At 55.6% G+C, this 17,498-nt stretch carries 18 protein-coding genes; 7 read left to right on the forward strand and 11 right to left on the reverse strand.

The annotated features are described in order from the left end of the window. Nucleotides 1-25 precede the first annotated feature (25 nt). The 3 genes from CFA77_RS16415 to CFA77_RS16425 all read right to left on the reverse strand — a co-directional run bounded on the left by CFA77_RS16415 (nt 26) and on the right by CFA77_RS16425 (nt 2,469). On the reverse strand, nt 26-1,627 hold the full coding sequence (locus CFA77_RS16415) for a flagellin (protein ID WP_206991599.1): 1,602 nt from the start codon (nt 1,625-1,627) through the stop codon (nt 26-28). A gap of 145 nt (nt 1,628-1,772) precedes the next feature. After that, on the reverse strand, nt 1,773-2,156 hold the full coding sequence (locus CFA77_RS16420) for a hypothetical protein (RefSeq protein WP_206991600.1): 384 nt from the start codon (nt 2,154-2,156) through the stop codon (nt 1,773-1,775). Continuing rightward, on the reverse strand, nt 2,149-2,469 hold the full coding sequence (locus CFA77_RS16425) for a hypothetical protein (protein ID WP_206991601.1): 321 nt from the start codon (nt 2,467-2,469) through the stop codon (nt 2,149-2,151). The genes CFA77_RS16420 and CFA77_RS16425 overlap by 8 nt, the downstream gene beginning before the upstream one ends. A 267-nt stretch (nt 2,470-2,736) precedes the next feature. Here CFA77_RS16425 and CFA77_RS16430 point away from each other — a divergent pair, with 267 nt between their 5' ends. Further along, nucleotides 2,737-4,038: a flagellar hook-length control protein FliK gene (locus CFA77_RS16430; protein ID WP_206991602.1), complete on the forward strand. Its 1,302-nt coding sequence runs from the start codon at nt 2,737-2,739 to the stop codon at nt 4,036-4,038. Nucleotides 4,039-4,050: 12 nt separating this feature from the next. Next, nucleotides 4,051-4,719: a flagellar hook assembly protein FlgD gene (locus CFA77_RS16435; protein WP_206991603.1), complete on the forward strand. Its 669-nt coding sequence runs from the start codon at nt 4,051-4,053 to the stop codon at nt 4,717-4,719. A 44-nt stretch (nt 4,720-4,763) separates the two neighbouring features. Here the strand turns inward: CFA77_RS16435 and CFA77_RS16440 are convergent, their stop codons facing one another. From CFA77_RS16440 to CFA77_RS16475, 8 genes are read right to left on the reverse strand one after another with little or no spacing between them, the layout of a single operon-like run. Continuing rightward, nucleotides 4,764-5,315 carry a flagellar basal body-associated FliL family protein gene (locus tag CFA77_RS16440; protein ID WP_206991604.1) on the reverse strand — a complete coding sequence of 184 codons (552 nt, stop codon included), beginning with the start codon at nt 5,313-5,315 and terminating at the stop codon, nt 4,764-4,766. Between the two features lie 9 nt (nt 5,316-5,324). Continuing rightward, nucleotides 5,325-6,035 carry a flagellar basal body L-ring protein FlgH gene (locus tag CFA77_RS16445; RefSeq protein ID WP_034814660.1) on the reverse strand — a complete coding sequence of 237 codons (711 nt, stop codon included), beginning with the start codon at nt 6,033-6,035 and terminating at the stop codon, nt 5,325-5,327. Continuing rightward, complete coding sequence (gene flgA, locus CFA77_RS16450; RefSeq protein ID WP_051607784.1) at nt 6,032-6,439, reverse strand: flagellar basal body P-ring formation chaperone FlgA; 408 nt, start codon at nt 6,437-6,439, stop codon at nt 6,032-6,034. Before flgA ends, CFA77_RS16445 begins: the two co-directional genes overlap by 4 nt. Nucleotides 6,440-6,443: 4 nt before the next feature. Beyond that, on the reverse strand, nt 6,444-7,229 hold the full coding sequence (gene flgG / locus CFA77_RS16455; protein WP_034814657.1) for a flagellar basal-body rod protein FlgG: 786 nt from the start codon (nt 7,227-7,229) through the stop codon (nt 6,444-6,446). Between the two features lie 28 nt (nt 7,230-7,257). After that, nucleotides 7,258-7,971 carry a flagellar hook-basal body complex protein gene (locus tag CFA77_RS16460; protein WP_206991605.1) on the reverse strand — a complete coding sequence of 238 codons (714 nt, stop codon included), beginning with the start codon at nt 7,969-7,971 and terminating at the stop codon, nt 7,258-7,260. Beyond that, complete coding sequence (locus CFA77_RS16465; protein WP_206991606.1) at nt 7,971-9,716, reverse strand: hypothetical protein; 1,746 nt, start codon at nt 9,714-9,716, stop codon at nt 7,971-7,973. The genes CFA77_RS16460 and CFA77_RS16465 overlap by 1 nt, the downstream gene beginning before the upstream one ends. Further along, nucleotides 9,716-10,582: a flagellar motor stator protein MotA gene (motA, locus tag CFA77_RS16470; protein WP_206991607.1), complete on the reverse strand. Its 867-nt coding sequence runs from the start codon at nt 10,580-10,582 to the stop codon at nt 9,716-9,718. The genes CFA77_RS16465 and motA overlap by 1 nt, the downstream gene beginning before the upstream one ends. Before the next feature lie 41 nt (nt 10,583-10,623). Next, complete coding sequence (locus tag CFA77_RS16475; protein ID WP_206991608.1) at nt 10,624-11,541, reverse strand: FliM/FliN family flagellar motor switch protein; 918 nt, start codon at nt 11,539-11,541, stop codon at nt 10,624-10,626. Between the two features lie 168 nt (nt 11,542-11,709). On the opposite strand from CFA77_RS16475, the gene CFA77_RS16480 reads away from it, so the two are divergent. From CFA77_RS16480 to CFA77_RS16500, 5 genes are read left to right on the forward strand one after another with little or no spacing between them, the layout of a single operon-like run. Continuing rightward, complete coding sequence (locus CFA77_RS16480; RefSeq protein WP_206991609.1) at nt 11,710-12,564, forward strand: flagellar motor protein MotB; 855 nt, start codon at nt 11,710-11,712, stop codon at nt 12,562-12,564. A 45-nt stretch (nt 12,565-12,609) separates the two neighbouring features. Then, nucleotides 12,610-13,920 (forward strand): flagellar hook protein FlgE, encoded by a 1,311-nt coding sequence (locus CFA77_RS16485; protein ID WP_034814647.1) that lies wholly within the window; start codon nt 12,610-12,612, stop codon nt 13,918-13,920. Nucleotides 13,921-13,948: 28 nt separating this feature from the next. Further along, nucleotides 13,949-15,397 (forward strand): flagellar hook-associated protein FlgK, encoded by a 1,449-nt coding sequence (gene flgK, locus CFA77_RS16490; RefSeq protein ID WP_206991610.1) that lies wholly within the window; start codon nt 13,949-13,951, stop codon nt 15,395-15,397. A gap of 1 nt (nt 15,398) precedes the next feature. Further along, the gene (locus tag CFA77_RS16495; RefSeq protein WP_206991611.1) at nt 15,399-16,379 is read left to right on the forward strand and encodes a flagellin; all 981 of its coding nucleotides are present in this window, start codon (nt 15,399-15,401) and stop codon (nt 16,377-16,379) included. A 2-nt stretch (nt 16,380-16,381) separates the two neighbouring features. Then, complete coding sequence (locus CFA77_RS16500; RefSeq protein WP_242517422.1) at nt 16,382-17,494, forward strand: flagellar basal body P-ring protein FlgI; 1,113 nt, start codon at nt 16,382-16,384, stop codon at nt 17,492-17,494. Nucleotides 17,495-17,498 lie beyond the last annotated feature (4 nt).

Raw genomic sequence — 17,498 nt, forward strand, 5'->3', positions numbered from 1 at the left:
AATCAGCGCCTGGATCCTATTGAAATTATCTGAACAGCGACAGGAGTGTCTGCGGGTTCGAGTTCGCAATCGACAGCGCCTGAACGCCGAGTTGCTGTTGAACCTGCAGGGCCTGAAGCTTGGCGGATGCCGCTTCGATGTCTGCGTCGACCATGGCACCGATACCGGCGGTCATCGAGTCGATCAGCGTCTGGACGAATTCGCCCTGACCTTCGATCTGGGTCTGAGCCGAACCGAATGCTGTTGCGGCGTTGATAGCCGTATCCAGCAGGTCTTCGATTGTGTTCAGAGCCGCCGTAGCATCCTCAGTCGTTCCAACGCTCAGGTCAGCGATGGCGCCAAGGCCGCCTGCAGCAACTGCCGCATCCTGGGACGCGAGAGCGGTCAGGTTAACTTCAACGGCACCACCATCGGCTGCCAGCGTGAGCGTTGCCGCATCCGAAGTTGGATCTGCTGCGTCAGAGACCGTGACGACCAAGTTGGTGATACTTGCATCGTCCAGAAGCGACTTAAGGCCAGCCGCGACGTCGTTGTTGGTGTCACCATCAACGGCAGTGTATGTATAGTCGCTACCACCTGCACTGACCGTGAACGTATCGCCCGCGGTTAGCGTACCACCAGCAATGGAAACATCAGCAGATTCAGTATCGGCCAGATTTGAAACGGAATTTGTCGAAGCAGTGCTGGCTTCCGTAACGGTCAGAGCCTGACCGGCATCAGCCGAGAAAACGAGCGTGGCGTCATTGGCCAGTGGATCGGCAGCCACGTTGACGGTCACCGAATCGAGGTTGGTGATCGCAGAACTTCCGTCAGCGGTTGTGACTGCAGCGCCAAGAGCGGTGACCACGTCGTTGATCGTGTCGTCCGCGAGGGCCGTGTATGAGAAGTCTGCACCCCCCACGTTGATCGTGAACTTGTCACCAGTCGAGATAGCGCCTGCCTTGAACGTGTAGGTTGCATCACCACCGGTGGCAGTCGCGTTGCTCGTAACACCGCCAAGCGTCAAATAGCCGCCTTCAGTTGAACCTTTGTCGACGTCCGAGGGAGTAATGGAGTCGGCTGTCGAAACGTACCCAGCGGCAGTGCTAGCCTTATCGGCAGCGTCAACAGCTGCCGACGTCTGCAGGTCCTGACGGGCAACCGTGATGGACGTGGCAGAAACCGAGCCGTCCGAACCGCGGTCTAGGGAAGCGAGAATGCTGATGCTCTCGTCGCCCTGCAGCAGGTTCTGGCCATTGAACTGAGCGGCGTTGACGATATTGCTGATCGCGGTGCGCTTGGCATCGATATCAGTCTGGATTTTCGCGCGGTCGTCAGCATTCAGATCTTCCTGAGCGGAAACGATCAGGTTTTTCATGTCCTGCAGGAGGCTGGTGACCTGCTCGGAAGCGGCACGGGCAACACCCACAGTCGAGGAGCCCTTGTTCAGAGAGTCCGTGATTTGGTTGAAGCTGTCTACGTCCGTCGCCATGACGGTCGAGATAGCCCAGATGGCGGCGTTGTCTTTTGCGGTGGCGACCTTTTTACCGGTCGAAATCTCGGACTGGACCGTCTCGAGGTTGCTGTTGATTCCGCGCAGGGTCTGCAGCGCAACCATCGCACTATTGTTAGTCAGAATACTGGACATTTTGAATGTACCCCATGTTCGTCAGGCGAGCGGCTATGTCGCTGCCTAGGTTCGATCTCACGTCGTCCTGACGTCGGGAATTCCCGCAACCCATCTTGGTTCGCCGTAACTGAGTATACAGGACCCGTGTACAATCAGTTAACCGTCATGCCTTCTTAAGATAATTCCCGGTGGCGTTTGAAAATGGCGTTTGCAATCCATTGGACTGATAGGCTCCCACATAGGAGTCCTGAGACACGCGGCCGAGCCTGGTTACCATGTTCTGAAGGCCATTTTGAACGGCGCGGAAGTGAATGGAGTTCTCACTTGCTGCCTGTACAATACCCCTGAGCCGAGCCTGAATGGTTTCCGCTCGCAGCATCTGACCGGATTCTTGAAGCAAGGACTCGAAAGCCGTCATGGCCTGGACCTTCTCTTCAGACAATTCCACGACACGGTGAACCTGGCCTGAGAGCAGAAGATGCTTCTCGGCTGACAGGACGCTTTCGACCTGAGACATGATTTGTTGGGCGCGCGCGGCGTCAGTCATCGGTAACAATTCCTATTTGTTCGTTGCTCTCGCTTGAGGCTGGTATACCGGTCGCGTTCAGCCCCAAGGGGTGCTTTTCGGCGAGATCTTCGGCAATTGCCTCAATGATCATTCGCGAAAACGCCGAAGCCGCCTCCCCTCCTGACTGGGTGAAGGCCTCTTCGAGTCCAGTGTGACTCAGCATTTCGGACCAGAGCAGTTGTTCGAACCTCACACCGATTTCTTCGATGGCAGTCTTGCCTGCGCCGTTTCCGACGGGCGAGGTGCCAGACAGAGGCGCTGTTCCCATGCCTGCGCCTGAAATATCTGTCATACCTCTCACTCCTCACGTCTGGCGGCAGCGAAATGAACCGCGTTTGCTTAAAACTTATTTTACCAGTGTTGGGCCAAACAGGGTTAAGAGAAACCTAATCTGGATTAACCTATGACGCCTTTTCTGAGCTTCGATGGAATGTCCGCAGTCGATTCATCTGGCGGTGCGCCAAATGCATCTCCGTTAGCGGATGGAGAACTAGGCAAGGCTTTTCAGAAGCATTTAGCAGAACAAGATACTATTGAAGGTGAAGCGCCAGATCAGGTCATGATGGCGAGCGTAAACACTGATACCGCAAATGCGTCGCCGATCGCCTTTCTGAATCTGGAATCTGAAAACGTCATAGATGTAGAGCTTGATCCAGCCGACCTTGGGGCAACCGACTTCGCAAAACTTGAGGAAGCCCCGGAAGTATCAGCGCCACTGGTTACCTCAAATGTCGATCCGGACACTGTCAAAGGCACAGATTCTGACGTGACTATTCCGGTCCCGCATGCCGCGGAAATAATAGAGGCGTCGGCTTCGTCCGAGCCGCGCGCACCCGACGCCAAGACCATTGTTGATCCGGATCTTGCAGACACCAAAACCACTACTGTGCAGGGTCTAGCAGACGCCGAACCTGAACGCGCCGATGCGTCCATTGAGAACTTGCCAGCAACGGTCGCCGTTGATGACCCGCTCCAGTTTCAGGCACCCCCAGCCGAGCCTCGAGAGGCCTCTGACATCGAACCGGATGCGGTGATCGAACCGGATGCGCTGATCGAATCGGCTATTGTTCCGAAAGCCACTGAGATGGGTGCGTTAGCTGACGCGGCTAGCGAATCCGAGTTGGAGCCCTCCCCCGCCCCCCAGAAGACCGCCTTCAACACCGCTGGAACTCCACAGCCCGCTCCATCTGGCGACACCGCTCAGGACGGCACGCCGCAAGACCGGAAATCACCTGCCCCTCTGCCAGGATCACTCAATACCTCAGGGTCTATGGAGCCGGTCCAAGGATTTGCATCCGGAATGGCAACAGAGTTTGCCAGCCCGGCATCTGACACCGGGCAACCATCTACATTGGGCCTGTCAGGCGTAACGAGCACGACGCCGACGATCTCCACCCCCTCGATGCAAGTCGTAGTCGCCCCCGCGCAACCTCAAGCGAATTATGTTGCTGTACCCGCCGATATTCCGAGCATCATTTCTCGGGAATTGTCATCAGACACGCAGTCGAACCGCGTGCGAATTCAGCTCGATCCGCCAGAACTCGGACGGGTCTCTCTTGAATTCAAGTTTGACTCGCAAGGCTTGCAACACGTGCTGGTCACGGCAGATTCAGCCGAAGCGATTCGCCGAATACGGGCCTTTCACCCGGACCTGGTCTCGGTCCTCGACGAGCACGGCTTGTCTAGCCAGGATATGACCTTTCGCGAGCAAGCCTCTGATCAAAACCCGGCTCAAAGCTGGTCGAACACTGACGCCGACGCTCTGGACAGCGACCCAGATAGTTTGGCTGTCGTCGCATCCCCCCTTCAACAAGCCACCCCCTCCAGAACCGTCACCAACGGCCTGGATATACGGGTATAGGAGTTCGACTTCATGAGCACGATCGAATCGACCACCGCCGCGCAAACGCAGACGACTGCCTCTTCGGCAGCCACCCAACAATTTGGTGAGGAGTTCAATAACTTCATCAAACTGCTCACTGCGCAGGTTCAGAATCAAGACCCACTCTCCCCAATGGATTCGACACAGTTTGTTGACCAGCTCGCGACGTTTTCCTCGCTTGAACAGCAGGTTCAGACAAACTCTGCGTTGGGTGGAATTTCGTCACTTATCGGGGAACTCCACACAATGTTCGCCAGTGAATGGCTGGGCGAGACCGTAACGGTTGAGTCGTCATGGGTGCCATACACAGGCTCCGAAATCCGCTATCTGGCCAACACGCCTACCGACGCTGACGACGCATACCTGACCGTGCGGGACTCGGAGGGAGAGCTTGTCTGGTCTGAAAAGCTGGATATGGAAGACGGAGTCCACACATGGAATGGTCAGACCAATTCCGGTGACACCATTACGAACGATGAGATTTTCGAGTTCAACATCGACTATTACAGAGGTGAAGAATACATCGGATTGGGAGCGCCACAGGTCATTACCACCATCACCGATGTCTCAACCGAGAATGGCGGTCTCCGCTTCGGAACCTCATCTCATCTATCAGCCGACCTGACGAGCGTGAACAAATATTCCGGGGCTGTGAGCTAGCTAAAAAAGCCCGCAGATCCTCGCTATGTCAGGCAAATGGCAGATCACAGATCCTGACGGGCCATATCCAGTATCAGCACGTTATGAATGCCGTTCGGAATCTCGTTCTGGAGGTTCGTAAGGATCATGGCGCGCAACGTCTCATAATTGTCGACATCGGTGATAGAGTTAAGCGTCCGCCCCCCACTACTCAGTTTCACCAAAGTGGTCATGATGTTGTCGCGCAGGACGGGCTCTTTGGAAAACAACTCTTGCGAAATACTTGTGTCGACTTCGAGGTTGAGGTTCAGGATCACAAGGCTTTGCACCCGATCATCCTCAATCATGGGGACGACGAACTCCCGCGTGAACTTGTAATATGTCACTTCGCCACTGTCAGCAGCGCCGTGCTTGTCACTTTTTCCGTGGGAGTCTTTTTCCTTCTTGGCCTTTTTTTCCTTCTTGGGCGCGGCGTGTTCATCACTCTTCTGGCCATCATTCTCGTGCTCAGCCGCAGCCACCGGCGAAGGCGAGGAACCGGACTTCAGAAAATAGGCACCGCCACCGCCAGCAGAAATTGCGAGCAAGGCTACAATAGAAGGAACGATTTGCTTCATTTCAGGATCCTAGAACGGTACGACCTTGTCGATAATTTTCTGGCCAATCCGCTGTTGCGGAACCGATGTCGCATCACCGCTGTTGAGGTATGAAATCTGCGCATCTGCGATCTTCTCATAGGTTACCGTATTGGTCCGGGTGATATCTTGTGATCGAATTACGCCGCTTACCGTCAGCATGCGAACCTCGTTGCTTACGCGCGTTTGCTGGTAGCCCTGAATGACCAGGTTGCCATTCGGCTCCATCGCAACTACGCGTGCCGCAAGCGTAAAGGCGATCTTCTCGGCCCGATTCATCGCACCACTTCCGTCCATTGACGAGCCACGATTATAGTCGACGCCAGGTGACAATGACGCCCCGCCAGGCAGCACACCGTTTGCCCACTCCGGCAAACCGAACAGCGCATCGACATTCACGTCAGCACTGCTATTGCGATTCCGGGACAGAGAGCTTTGCAGGCTTGCCTGATCGTCCATCTCAACAACGACAGTCAGCAGGTCGCCGATAGCCTTTGCTCGGCGCATGCTGAGCAGAGCATTAGGAGCGGTAGTCCAAAGCGACGCATCGCTTGTACCTTCGGGCTCAACATAGGCCTGCTGCATCACCGCCGGCATGGTGGTCGCAGGTGCAGTCATGTCGAATGTTGCATCTGCCGAAGGCACAGAGCCGCAGGCTGTGAGACCAAGGAATGCTGCGGTGAATGTAAGATAATGTTTCATTGCACAAGCACCCATCCGTCTTTCTGAACAATACCGTTTACGATCTTCTTCGAATTCAAATTCAGGATCGCGACTGCTTCATCTTCAGTCGCCTCCCCCATCGCTCGGCCAGTCGTCGTGATTTCCAATGCTCCGCTGACGAATTTTACCGTCACGAGTTGGTTGCGGCGCACAAGGCGTGCGGGGCGCGTATCATCCATCGACAATTCTTGCCCGACATACACCGTGCGGCGAACTTCTCGGCCGAGCAGAGGGTTATCGGTGTCGACCAAAGCACCCGTCTCCGTCGATATGTTGGCGGCCGTAACCGTGTCGCCGGCGCGAATAACTTCCTTGACCACGAGCGACGAGCCACCAAGCATTTGCGCCGCCAGCCCTAATCCCAAAGCAATAGCTGGTATCATTCTGTTACCTCACTCGTGTTGTGGCAGCCAACATCTCGTCAGCTGCGGTAATAACCTTTGAGTTAAGTTCATAGCCTCGCTGGGCTTCGATCAATTCCGAAATTTCCTGAACCACGTCGACGCTGGATTCCTCGAGGAAGCCCTGGCGAAGAAGCCCCATCCCCTCAGTCCCCGGCACGAGTTGGTTAGCCGGACCGGAGGCTTCGGTTTCTCGGAACATGTTGTCGCCCATGGCCTCGAGGCCTTTTTCGTTGATGAAGCGGACAAGCGAGATGTTCCCAATGGCCTGACCGTCAGATCCATCGTCGAAATAGGCTACCACCTCGCCATCTCGGCTGATGGCAACGCTTCGCGCATTCTCCGGAATGACCAAGCCATCTGCCAGCGGGAATCCATCCATTGTGACGATCTCACCCTCAGCGCTTCGGTTCAGCTTGCCATCCCGCGTATAGGCAGACTCTCCAGACGGCAGCGTGATCTCAAGAAAGCCCGTTCCGTCAATCGCAAGGTCAAGCTCCGCGCCCGTTTGGCGGAGGCTTCCCTGAGTGATTTCCATGGACACCGATGAAGGCTTTACGCCGGTACCCAGCTGGATACCCGCCGGAACGACGGTACCAACCTGCGACGTGATCGTGCCTGGCGTCAGGTGTTGCTGGTACATGAGGTCCGAGAACTCGGCGGTGCGCGGGCGATAGGCCGCCGTGCTCATATTGGCGATATTGTTCGAAATGACTTCGACGCGCATCTGTTGAGCGGCCATTCCTGTCGCGGCGATCTGCAATGACTTCATTTCATTCCCCTACGGTTCTAAGCCAGCTTCACAGCTGGCGTATCGTCTTGATCAATTGATTGATCCGATCGTCTTCTTTCTCGATCAGTGTCTGACCAGCCTCATAAGCGCGCTGCACCTCAATCAAGCGAGATACTTCGAGGATTGAGGATACATTGGATTGTTCCAGCGTGCCCTGGATCACTGAGGGCTCTTCGATTGGCTGATGACCATTCGGAGCTGCAAACATGGTGCCGCCCTCTTGATTGAGTTCGCCATCGGGCATGACGACCGCAACCTGCCCCAATATTTCTTCGCCAGACGAAATGGTACCATCGGGAGCAATTGAAACTTTGGTAACTTCCTGCGGGATCGCAATCGCTCCGCCGCCGGCCCCTTGGACCTGGTGACCAAAGGCGTCAACAAGGTTGCCCTCTGCTGACAGTTGGAAAGCCCCAGAGCGGGTGAGACGTTCGCCGGCTGGCGTATCAAGAACAAAGAATCCGTCTCCATGAATGGCGAGATCGAATTGACCGCCCGTATGCTTCATTCCGCCTTGGGAAAGGTCGAAATTATGCCCGGCAAGGCTGCCCATGGACAGGCTCTCAGACTGGTCGCCTACGGCAGCAATGTGCTCCGCAAAAATGGCATGGTTGGACTTGAACCCAGTTGTGCTGGAGTTCGCCATATTATTGGCAATTACCTGCATCTCTCGAAGCAGACCATCTTGTCGGGTCAGAGCCGCATAGATCGCATTAGACATCAGGGCATCTCCTGAAAATTCGAGTTTAGCGCCGCGTTGATTTGACTGAGATGTTCCGGAATCTCACTCAACTTGATACGCTGAAGCCTCGGTTCGGCCTTGCCAAACTTCAAAGCGAGAACGGCATCAATACGCGGCCGATAGTCTTCCTGAGTAATCCGCTCTGCAGCTGAGTAGACTGCCGCCGGTAGGATCCAATTGCCGGAAGCGGCGTCTGTTTCAATGAGGTCGACCACGGTTGGCGTGTCCAACACAACTCTCGAGGCAACTTTGGCGAGCCAGGCCCGGTCGTTGGTCAGCACAGCAGCCATGGCAGCAAGACGCATAACATCGGGATTGTCAGATCGGGTTTGCGTGAGATCTCGCAAACTCGCGAAATCCTGCATGCGGAAGGCCAGGGCTGCCCGTTCCGATGTGAGGCCTTCGCTGTCAGGAATGTCTTCCGACAAGGCTGTCATGACGCTCAAAAGGCCAATATTTCCTGCGAATCGGGCGGCAGACTCGACGATCTGATCGTGACCAGAATTGCCAGAAAGTATGTCTTCATTCTCCCCCACGGCGCTCATCGCCGCCAGGCTGGCAAGACGATCGGCACCTTCAAAATCCTTCTGGAGACGGGCGGCCAGCTGATTCCCCAAGAGTTTGCGTGTTTCAGGGTCCTGCATGGCAGGAAGCTCAGCAAGTTCGGAGATCATTTCGTAATCAGAAATTTCTCCAGGACCTTTCAGCATCGTCTCCAGACTTGCGCGAACATCTGATCCTCGCGGCAGTTGCTGGACATTCTTCAGGAGATCACCAACAAGTTCGTCCTGCAAGCTCGCCTCAACCGGCAAGCCATGCCGCATGAGGACGGCTGCTGTCTCGGAGCGCAATTCTGGAACATTGAGGAATTCTCGAAGCTGGCGCTCTCGCTCGATGCCGCCCTGGTTCATGTCAATCATCGCTCGGGTAAACGCCAGGCGCTGCGACCGTCTGATTTCTTCTGCCGAAAAATCCGCCATCAGTTTCTCTGAAAGGAGGGTTTTTCCCATGCGATCAAGAGAAGGGATTGCCAATGAGGCCGTGCGCACCTTGAGCCGGTACGGCAACCGCCGATAGCTCATGAGATTGAGGTCCAGAAGATCCACGCCTTTCTCGTCGAGCAGCGACAGGCGCGCAAGCGACAACCAGATGTCACCATACATGTTGCAGGCCGCGACCTGCTCGAACAGCTCGATGTCAGGCACCGAACCGTCCTCGAGCAGGCGAGACAGATTGCGGATGTAGCGACTATCAGTGTCTTCCATCCCCGACACCTGAAGGCGCCCCTCAGCATAAAGACCTATCGATACATACGCCATGGCCACGTCTGCTGGCGTCAGGCTAATGCCCGTGGCAACCTGCTCAGCACGCCAATTCAGGAAATGTTCGTAGGTCGAGAACTCCTCAAAAGCCTGAAGGTCGAGGACGGCGTCGCTGATGCAGGCTGAATCGACTTCTACCGGCGCAGCAGCGTCGGTCGGCGACAACCGGCCGCGAAACAATTGCGTAGGCTCCGAGGGCGCGGACGCGGAGACCGGCGCCTGATCTGCCGGCGTCAACAATCCCTCCCCTATCGCCTCATCAACGAACTCTCGAAAATTCACGGAAAGCTCATCTGCTTCGGTCGCGCGCCCGGCATCTTCCGCTGTTTCGGGCGCTTCAGCAAACGCCGAAAAGCCCGCCATCAAGGCGAGCCCGGCTAGCAAGGAGAGGCGACTCGTCATCACGCGGCCTGCTTTAACCCCCGGATCGCTTCTTCCACTTCATTGAACGATGGGCGTACCCGCGTCGGTGCGTGGCGACGGGCCACTTCGACACAGATATTGACCGGGTTTTTGTGGAGGTTCGACACAAGGACCTCACCAATCATTGAATAGAAATTATGTTCTTCCAGCCGAATATGTTTCACACGTGTCGCGAATGGTCCGACGATGCCATAGGCGAGAAAAACGCCCAAGAAGGTACCAACAAGCGCGCCGCCAATCATGCCGCCCAGAACTTCCGGTGGCTTGTCGATGGATGCCATCGTCTTGATAACGCCGAGAACTGCCGCAACAATCCCCAGGGCAGGCAAGGCATCGGCCATGTTCTGCAGGGCGTGCGATCCGTGCAATTTCTCTTCGATCAGGCTGTCCAGCTGCTTCTCCAGAAGCTCTTCTACCTGATGCACATTGTCGAAGTTCATGATCATGGAACGGATGGTGTCGCAGATCATCTCGATCGCGCGCTTGTCCTTCAGAATCTTGGGGTATTTGGCAAAAATATCAGAGTCCTGCGGAGCTTCGATATGCGTCTCGATATCCACTGGATTCTTCTTCAAGACATTAAGGAGTTCGTGCATCAAACACAGCAGGTCCTGATAGTCCGACTTCTTCCATTTGGGTCCTGCAAATGCGGCGACCATGTCCCCACCAGCATGCTTGATCGTGGTCATGTCATTGCCGGCAAGAAAGGCACCTGTGGCTGCTCCACCGATCATCATCATCTCGAACGGAAGCGAATGCATGATGATATCCAGATGTCCGCCAGCAAGCATATACCCGCCGAAGACCATCACCACCGTGACAACCAGACCTGCTATTGCGTTCACCTACAAACTCCTTCGATTCCTCCGCTGACACGGGGACTGATTCAAATTTCCGCAATTTCTCTGATGACGTCTTCCGGAACCGGCGAACGCAACTTGAGCGCTCTGAAACCTTTCCAAGCACCTAATTCGCCCTGACTAATGGGCAAAGAGCCGCTGACCGTGTCCGCGCTCAGAACCAATTTGTCCATCTTGGCATTTGGTAGCGTGATCACCTGCCCCACTTCCAGTTGTGAACATTCGCCAATCGTCATCGGCATGGATTCCAGCACAGCATCGAGCACGACCGTCGTGCTCCGCATCCGCTCCCGCAGGACATCCCGACCACTCTCATCAGGAGCGGTCTTGGGCTCCACACGTTCCTGAAGTGTGCGGACAAGCTTTTTTACGTCATCCATCTTCAAGACCAGCTGAATCTCTGGCGCATCGTCACCGCCTTCCATCAACCAGCTGTCTTCACCACCATCACCGCCAAGCGTATAGACGACGCTCAAGTACGTGATGTCTTGACTGAATGTGTCACCGGAGGCGGAGAAATCGGCGAGATGAGGTGGGCTGGCGGTCGCTTGCTGCGTCGCCGAAGCGACGACTCGGGACCATAATCCGCGCGCAGCATGTTCGGACATAAGCCGCAGAAACAGGTCCGGGGCGCTCTTCAGAGTACTTGCATCCTGACGCAACCGCGTTGCCGCATACTTGCGGGCACCCATAGAGTTGATTGCGACGGCCACAACCGGACCGACAGCCTCCGAAACAGAGACAAACGCATATGACCCCTCAAAAGATTGGGCAGGTTGGCTACCCGTTAGGACTTTCTGACTAGAAATGGATGGAATGATGGTTAAGCCGTAAACATCCTTGGCCCAGTGGCCGATCGCAGAAGATAACGTTGCCCAGAGCGCGTCGCACAGCCGGACAGCGGGAGGTAAGCCTCCCGCAGCTTCTATCTTTTTCTGCAGCACAGAAGACACAAGACACCCGCAAATATGAATACCAGTTCCGTTGGTAGGAATTCAGTAATTTGGTTGCTGAATAGTTACCAAGACCGCATCAAACGGCCGTCCGGGATTATCCGTAATTTGATTTCGCCCTGTTACTACGGACATTCTTGAACACAGGGCGGACACCAAATGGTCGATCCTAAATCGACAAATACGCAACCTATCATCATCAAGCGCAAGAAGGTGGTCAAAGGTGACGGTCACCATGGTGGCGCCTGGAAGGTTGCCTATGCTGACTTTGTCACCGCGATGATGGCGTTCTTTCTGCTAATGTGGCTGCTAAACGCAACCACGGAAGATCAGCGAAAAGGTATTGCCGACTATTTCAACCCGACTATCCCGATCAGCCGGATCTCAGGCGGTGGATCTGATGGACTGAACGGTTCTTCCATGTTCACCGAAGACACTTACGCCAAGATGGGCACGGGCGGCACGCGCCAACAAACTGTCGACTCACCTAGAAAAGAAGCCCAGTCCGGCGCCAGCAAGGAAGAAGTCGCAGAGAATCTCCATAACCTCAGACAAGAACTGGGCGAAAAGTCCAAACAGCTTTCCGAGCACTTGATGATCAAGATGTCTCCTGAAGGCATGGTGCTCGAAGTGATTGACTCGGATAGTTCCCCCCTGTTCGCCGTTGGCAACAGCAACCCCACTCCCCTGCTTAAGGAATTGCTGGCGTCGATTTCCGGTTCGCTTGACGCGTTTCGTAATGACATCAAGATTGTTGGCCATACCGACAGCTTGCAATACCGTCTGGATGCGAACTACGACAATTGGAACCTGTCCACCGACAGGGCCAACGTCATCCGCAAGCTTCTGCTCGAAAAAGGCATGATGCCATCACGGTTACGCGAGGTCTCCGGCCGGGCCGATACTGATCCACTCGCTCCGGAAAATCCTTCGGCGTCCCAAAACCGAAGGATATCGATCATCATCCTGACGGACGGCCAGTCCAAAGATGAATCAAGGTTATCTGCTTATTAACAAATCCGCTCCAGTGATAGAGTACATCTGTCGTAGGAGTCGACCATGAGCATTTCTTCATCCCTGAATGCGGGCGTGATGGGGCTGAACTCAAATTCAAGCCGTCTTTCCGCCATTTCTGACAATATCGCGAACTCATCAACTTACGGCTACAAGCGAAGCCAAGTTGATTTTTCAAGCATGGTTCTGCAACAGCAGTCCTCTGCTTACGCCGCAGGCGGCGTCCGGGTTACGGCCTTCAAGGACATTGCCGCAACCGGGTCACTCATCTCTACGGGCAACGCAACCGACCTTGCGGTCTCGGGCCGCGGTTTAGTTCCGGTTACGGACAATACAGGCGTGAATTCGCTCTCGTCGGAGCGCAGCCTGATGATGCTTCCAACGGGCTCATTCTACGCAGACGAAAGCGGAAACCTCCGGACTCAGAGCGGGCTCTTCCTGCTTGGTTGGCCTGCGAATTCCGACGGTGAAATCGGCAATGTCAGCCGCAACAGTGGTACCGACCTTGAGCCTGTCAACATTGCGGCATCCCAGTATACTGCCTCCCCAACATCGCGCATTGAACTCGGCATCAACCTTCCGGCCGATGCTACTACAGCTGGTGGAACGGGTGAGAGCTACACTCTGCCGATAGAGTACTTCGACAATCTGGGCCGGGCCCAAACATTGTCTTTGGAATTCAGCCCGAACGTTCCCGCATCAGGCTCAAGCAATGCCTGGTCGGTGGAGATATTCGATAGCGCAGGCGACCCGGCCGTTTCGATTGGCGATCTGGCCGTCAACTTCTCCGACAGCGCTGTAAATGGCGGCCGTATCGACACCGGTGGTGTCACCGCGTCCAACGGTGCGACCTATGATGATACGACCGGCACCGTAACGCTGAATCTGCCCCACGGTGATGTCGAGGTATTCATCGGCCGACCGAATGACAGCGCGGGTATCACTCAGCTCTCCGCCAACTTCTCACCAACTTCGGTTAGCAAGGACGGGGCACCCATCGGTGACCTTCAGTCCGTTGAAATTGACGAGAATGGCTATCTGCAAGCCATCTACAATACCGGCTTCCGCCGGACCCTCTACCAGATCCCAGTTGGTGATGTTCCGAACATGAACGGACTGAAGGCATTGGACGGTCAGGCCTTTCGTGTTTCTGCTGAAAGCGGAAATTTGTACCTCTGGGACGCTGGGACCGGGCCGGTGGGCAGCATCGAGGGCTACGCTCTGATGGAATCTACAACCGATATCGCTGCGGAGCTTACAGACCTGATTGAAACACAGCGCGCCTACTCTTCCAGCGCGAAGATCGTGCAGACGGTCGACGAGATGCTACAAGAGACAACCAATCTGAAGCGCTGATCCGCAACTCTGACAGGCGAGCTCTGCTTTGAGTATTTCCCACGCCATCAACGCAGCACAATCCGGCCTGAAGGTATCTGGCCTTCGGGCCGATATTGTCGCCACGAACGTCGCAAACGCATCAACGCCGGGCTATGTCCGGCGTTCTGTGCTGGTGGGCGAGACATTGCTTGGCGGCCGGACCAGCGGCGTGGCCGCTTCAGGCATTTCGCGCTCTGCCGATTCTGCACTCTCTGCAGAGCGTCGAAGCATTTCCAGCGATGTTGCACAGTCCAGCCTAATGTCCAGCACATGGCAAGTGCTCTCATCCCGCATAGGGGATGACGCTGAAGGCACCGGGCTTTTCAGCAAGTTTTCCAAGTTTGAGGCGGCCCTGTCTGCCTCGGTCACTTCTCCGGAGTCCAGCACCCAGCTTGCCGCTTTGCTGGACTCGGCCAATGCTGTTGTGACGGAGTTGAACAATCTCTCGCAACTGGTCAGCCAGCAACGCTCGGAAGCTGATCGCGAGATCGCAGACGGCGTGAACGTCGTAAATGCCGCGCTGAAGCAGGTCGAAGAACTCAACGGTTTGCTGGCGGGCATGGACCGCTCGACATCCCAGGCCGCCGCACTGATGGATGACCGCGACAGAACACTTGATACAATCGCAGAATATCTGCCGATCGAAGCGATTCCGCGCGATGGCGGCGTTGTGGATGTCATAACTGTCGAAGGCGTCTACCTCGTTGCGGGAACTGCCAAGCAACTGGAATTCTCGCCCGCCAATTCATTTGGCGCGGATATGACACTGGACAATGGTGCACTTTCGGGCCTCTCGGTGAATGGGCAGGAACTGACGCCCGGTGCGTCCAGTTACGCCGCTATATCGAGTGGTATGTTCGGCGCGCTCTTCACCTTGCGCGACACAGACCTTCCAAATTTTGGAGCCCAACTCGATACGATCGCCAACGACCTTGTGACCCGCTTGTCGGATGACTCGATCGATCCGACAAAAGTACCCGGCGAGTTCGGCATGTTTGTCGACACAGGCACGCCGGGCGATCCGGGTCTCGCTGGTCGCATCGACCTGAACGCCCAAGTTGACCCGGCACAAGGCGGTAGCCTTTGGCGGTTGAGGGATGGCATCGGCGCCGCAGTTGAGGGCCCGCCCGGAGACAACTCCATTCTTTCTGCTATGTCCAACGCCTTCACCAAAATACAATCGATGAATTCGAACGGTATCCAGGGCGGCTTCTCTGCAACCGAATTGGTTGCACATGTTGCGTCACTCACCGGGCAAACCCGTATCTCTCACGAATCAGTGCTTTCTTCGGCATCCACGCAGCACGACCTTCTGATTGAGGCCGAATTGTCTGAGACCGGAGTCGATATCGATAGTCAGATGCAGGACTTGCTAGCAATCGAACAGGCTTATGCAGCAAACGCCCGGGTCATCGAGATTGCGAACCAGATGATGCAGAAGCTGATGGAGATCTGATATGGACCGCTTCTCTATTTCCTCCGGCCTGATGACTGCCAGCCTCGGTCAGCACATTTCTGAATTGCGGACCCAGATCGGCAAAACATCGACCGAGGCCACGACGGGTCGATATGAGGACCTTACGCTTCATCTATCCGGCCGGATCGGTAAGGCCATGCTTGGTCAGAAGGCGCTGGCAGACATCTCAACTGATCGCGAAGTCCTCAACCTGCGCGCGAGCCGACTGTCGCTGATCCAAACAAGCCTGGGCACGGTTCAAGAGAGTTCAAGTGGCATCGCCGCAAACATGCTGAGCGCTATCGGCGGCGAGCATGAAACAGATGTGGGTATTGCAGCACGGGACGCAAAGGCCGCCCTGTCCGCGTCGCTCTCGTCTCTGAATGCGCGATATGGAGACCGCTTCCTCTTCGCAGGAGACGCTACATCCACGCTTCCCTTTTCCGATCAGTCCGCACTTTTGGCTGACATCGAGCTGATTGCGGATAGCGCAACCGACAGTGCCGACTTCGCGACTCAGTTGGATGACTATTTTACCTCGCCAACAGGCGGTTGGTTGCAGAATATCTACCAAGGCAGCACGACCGCGTCCGACCCGGAGAGCGTCACCGCAGATAATGACGCAATCAAGTCGCTCATCAGAGATTTGGCCGTATTGGCAATCTCGGGTCCGGATGGCCCACTCGCCTCTTTGGACGGTTACAAAACGCTTGTTCAGGAGACATCTCTGAGCCTGTCGTCGAGCGAAACGCAAATCACCAATCTACGGGCAGATCTCGGCGTATATGAAGAGCGGAATGCGATCGAACAAAAAACGCTCGACACGGAAGAAACACTACTGACTGCGTCATTCAACGATCTGACTGCGCGAGACCAGTATGAAGCCGCAACGGAGCTGCAATCGCTGCAGACGACGTTGGAAGCGTCTTATCTGATTACTGCCCGCCTGTCCCAACTGTCACTCCTGAATTATCTGGGCTAAAAATGATGCTTCGGAAAACACTCCTCATCGCCGCGCTCTGCTTTGGTCTCTTCGGGGGTTCCGCCCCTGCCGATGCGCAAACCCGCCTTCGGGATATCGTCGATGTTGAAGGCGTGCGGCAAAACGATCTTATCGGATATGGTATCGTGGTCGGCCTCAATGGCACGGGCGATTCAGTTCGAAACTCACCGTTCACAGAAGACTCGCTGACATACATGCTTGAGCGCCTTGGCGTGAATGTCCAAGGTGAGGATATCAAGCCCAACAATGCCGCAGCTGTTCTTGTGACAGCCACGCTACCCTCCTTTGCACGTAATGGATCGACCATAGACATATCGGTCGCCTCGATCGGAGACGCCAAGAGCCTTGAGGGCGGCACCCTGATCCTCACGCCCCTGAAGGGCGCAGACAATGAAGTTTATGCGGTCGCTCAAGGTAGCATCATCGTCTCTGGTATTGATGTTCAAGCCGCCGCCGCACGCGAAACGCGTGGTACGCCGACAGCAGGCGCCATCCCGAATGGGGCCCGCATCGAGCGTGAAATCGGCTATGACTTCAATGACCGCGAGAGCCTGACACTCGCCCTGCGCGATCCGGATTTCACGACAGCCGCCCGCATCGAAGACGTCATCAACTCGGCCTATGGTGCTCAGATCGCCTATACTCGTGATCCTGGCACGATTGATCTGGACCTTCGCGGGATCAATGGGACGCCCTCCCGTATCCTCGCAGATATCGAAAACTTGCCCGTCAGCGTGTCTGTGCCGGCGCGAATAGTGATTGATGAGAAATCCGGTACGATCGTACTTGGCGAGGATGTCACCATTTCCAAAGTTGCGATTGCTCAGGGCAACATCTCTATCAAGGTGGTGGAAAGCCCCGTTGTGTCCCAGCCGAATCCGTTTGCGCGAGGCGAGTCCATCGCCCTGCCCCGCTCACGCATCACAATCGGCCAGACCGGCAGTAAGAATATTGCGATGCTGAACCCAAACGTGTCACTCTCAGAGCTGATATCTGGGCTGAATGCGCTAGGGGTTACGCCTCAGGAAACTGCCGATATCATTCGCACAATGAAAGCAGCGGGCGCCCTTCACGCAGACCTGATCATCCGTTGAACTG

The sequence above is a fragment of the Hyphomonas sp. KY3 genome (assembly GCF_017309975.1).
In the GTDB taxonomy this organism is placed as follows: domain Bacteria; phylum Pseudomonadota; class Alphaproteobacteria; order Caulobacterales; family Hyphomonadaceae; genus Hyphomonas.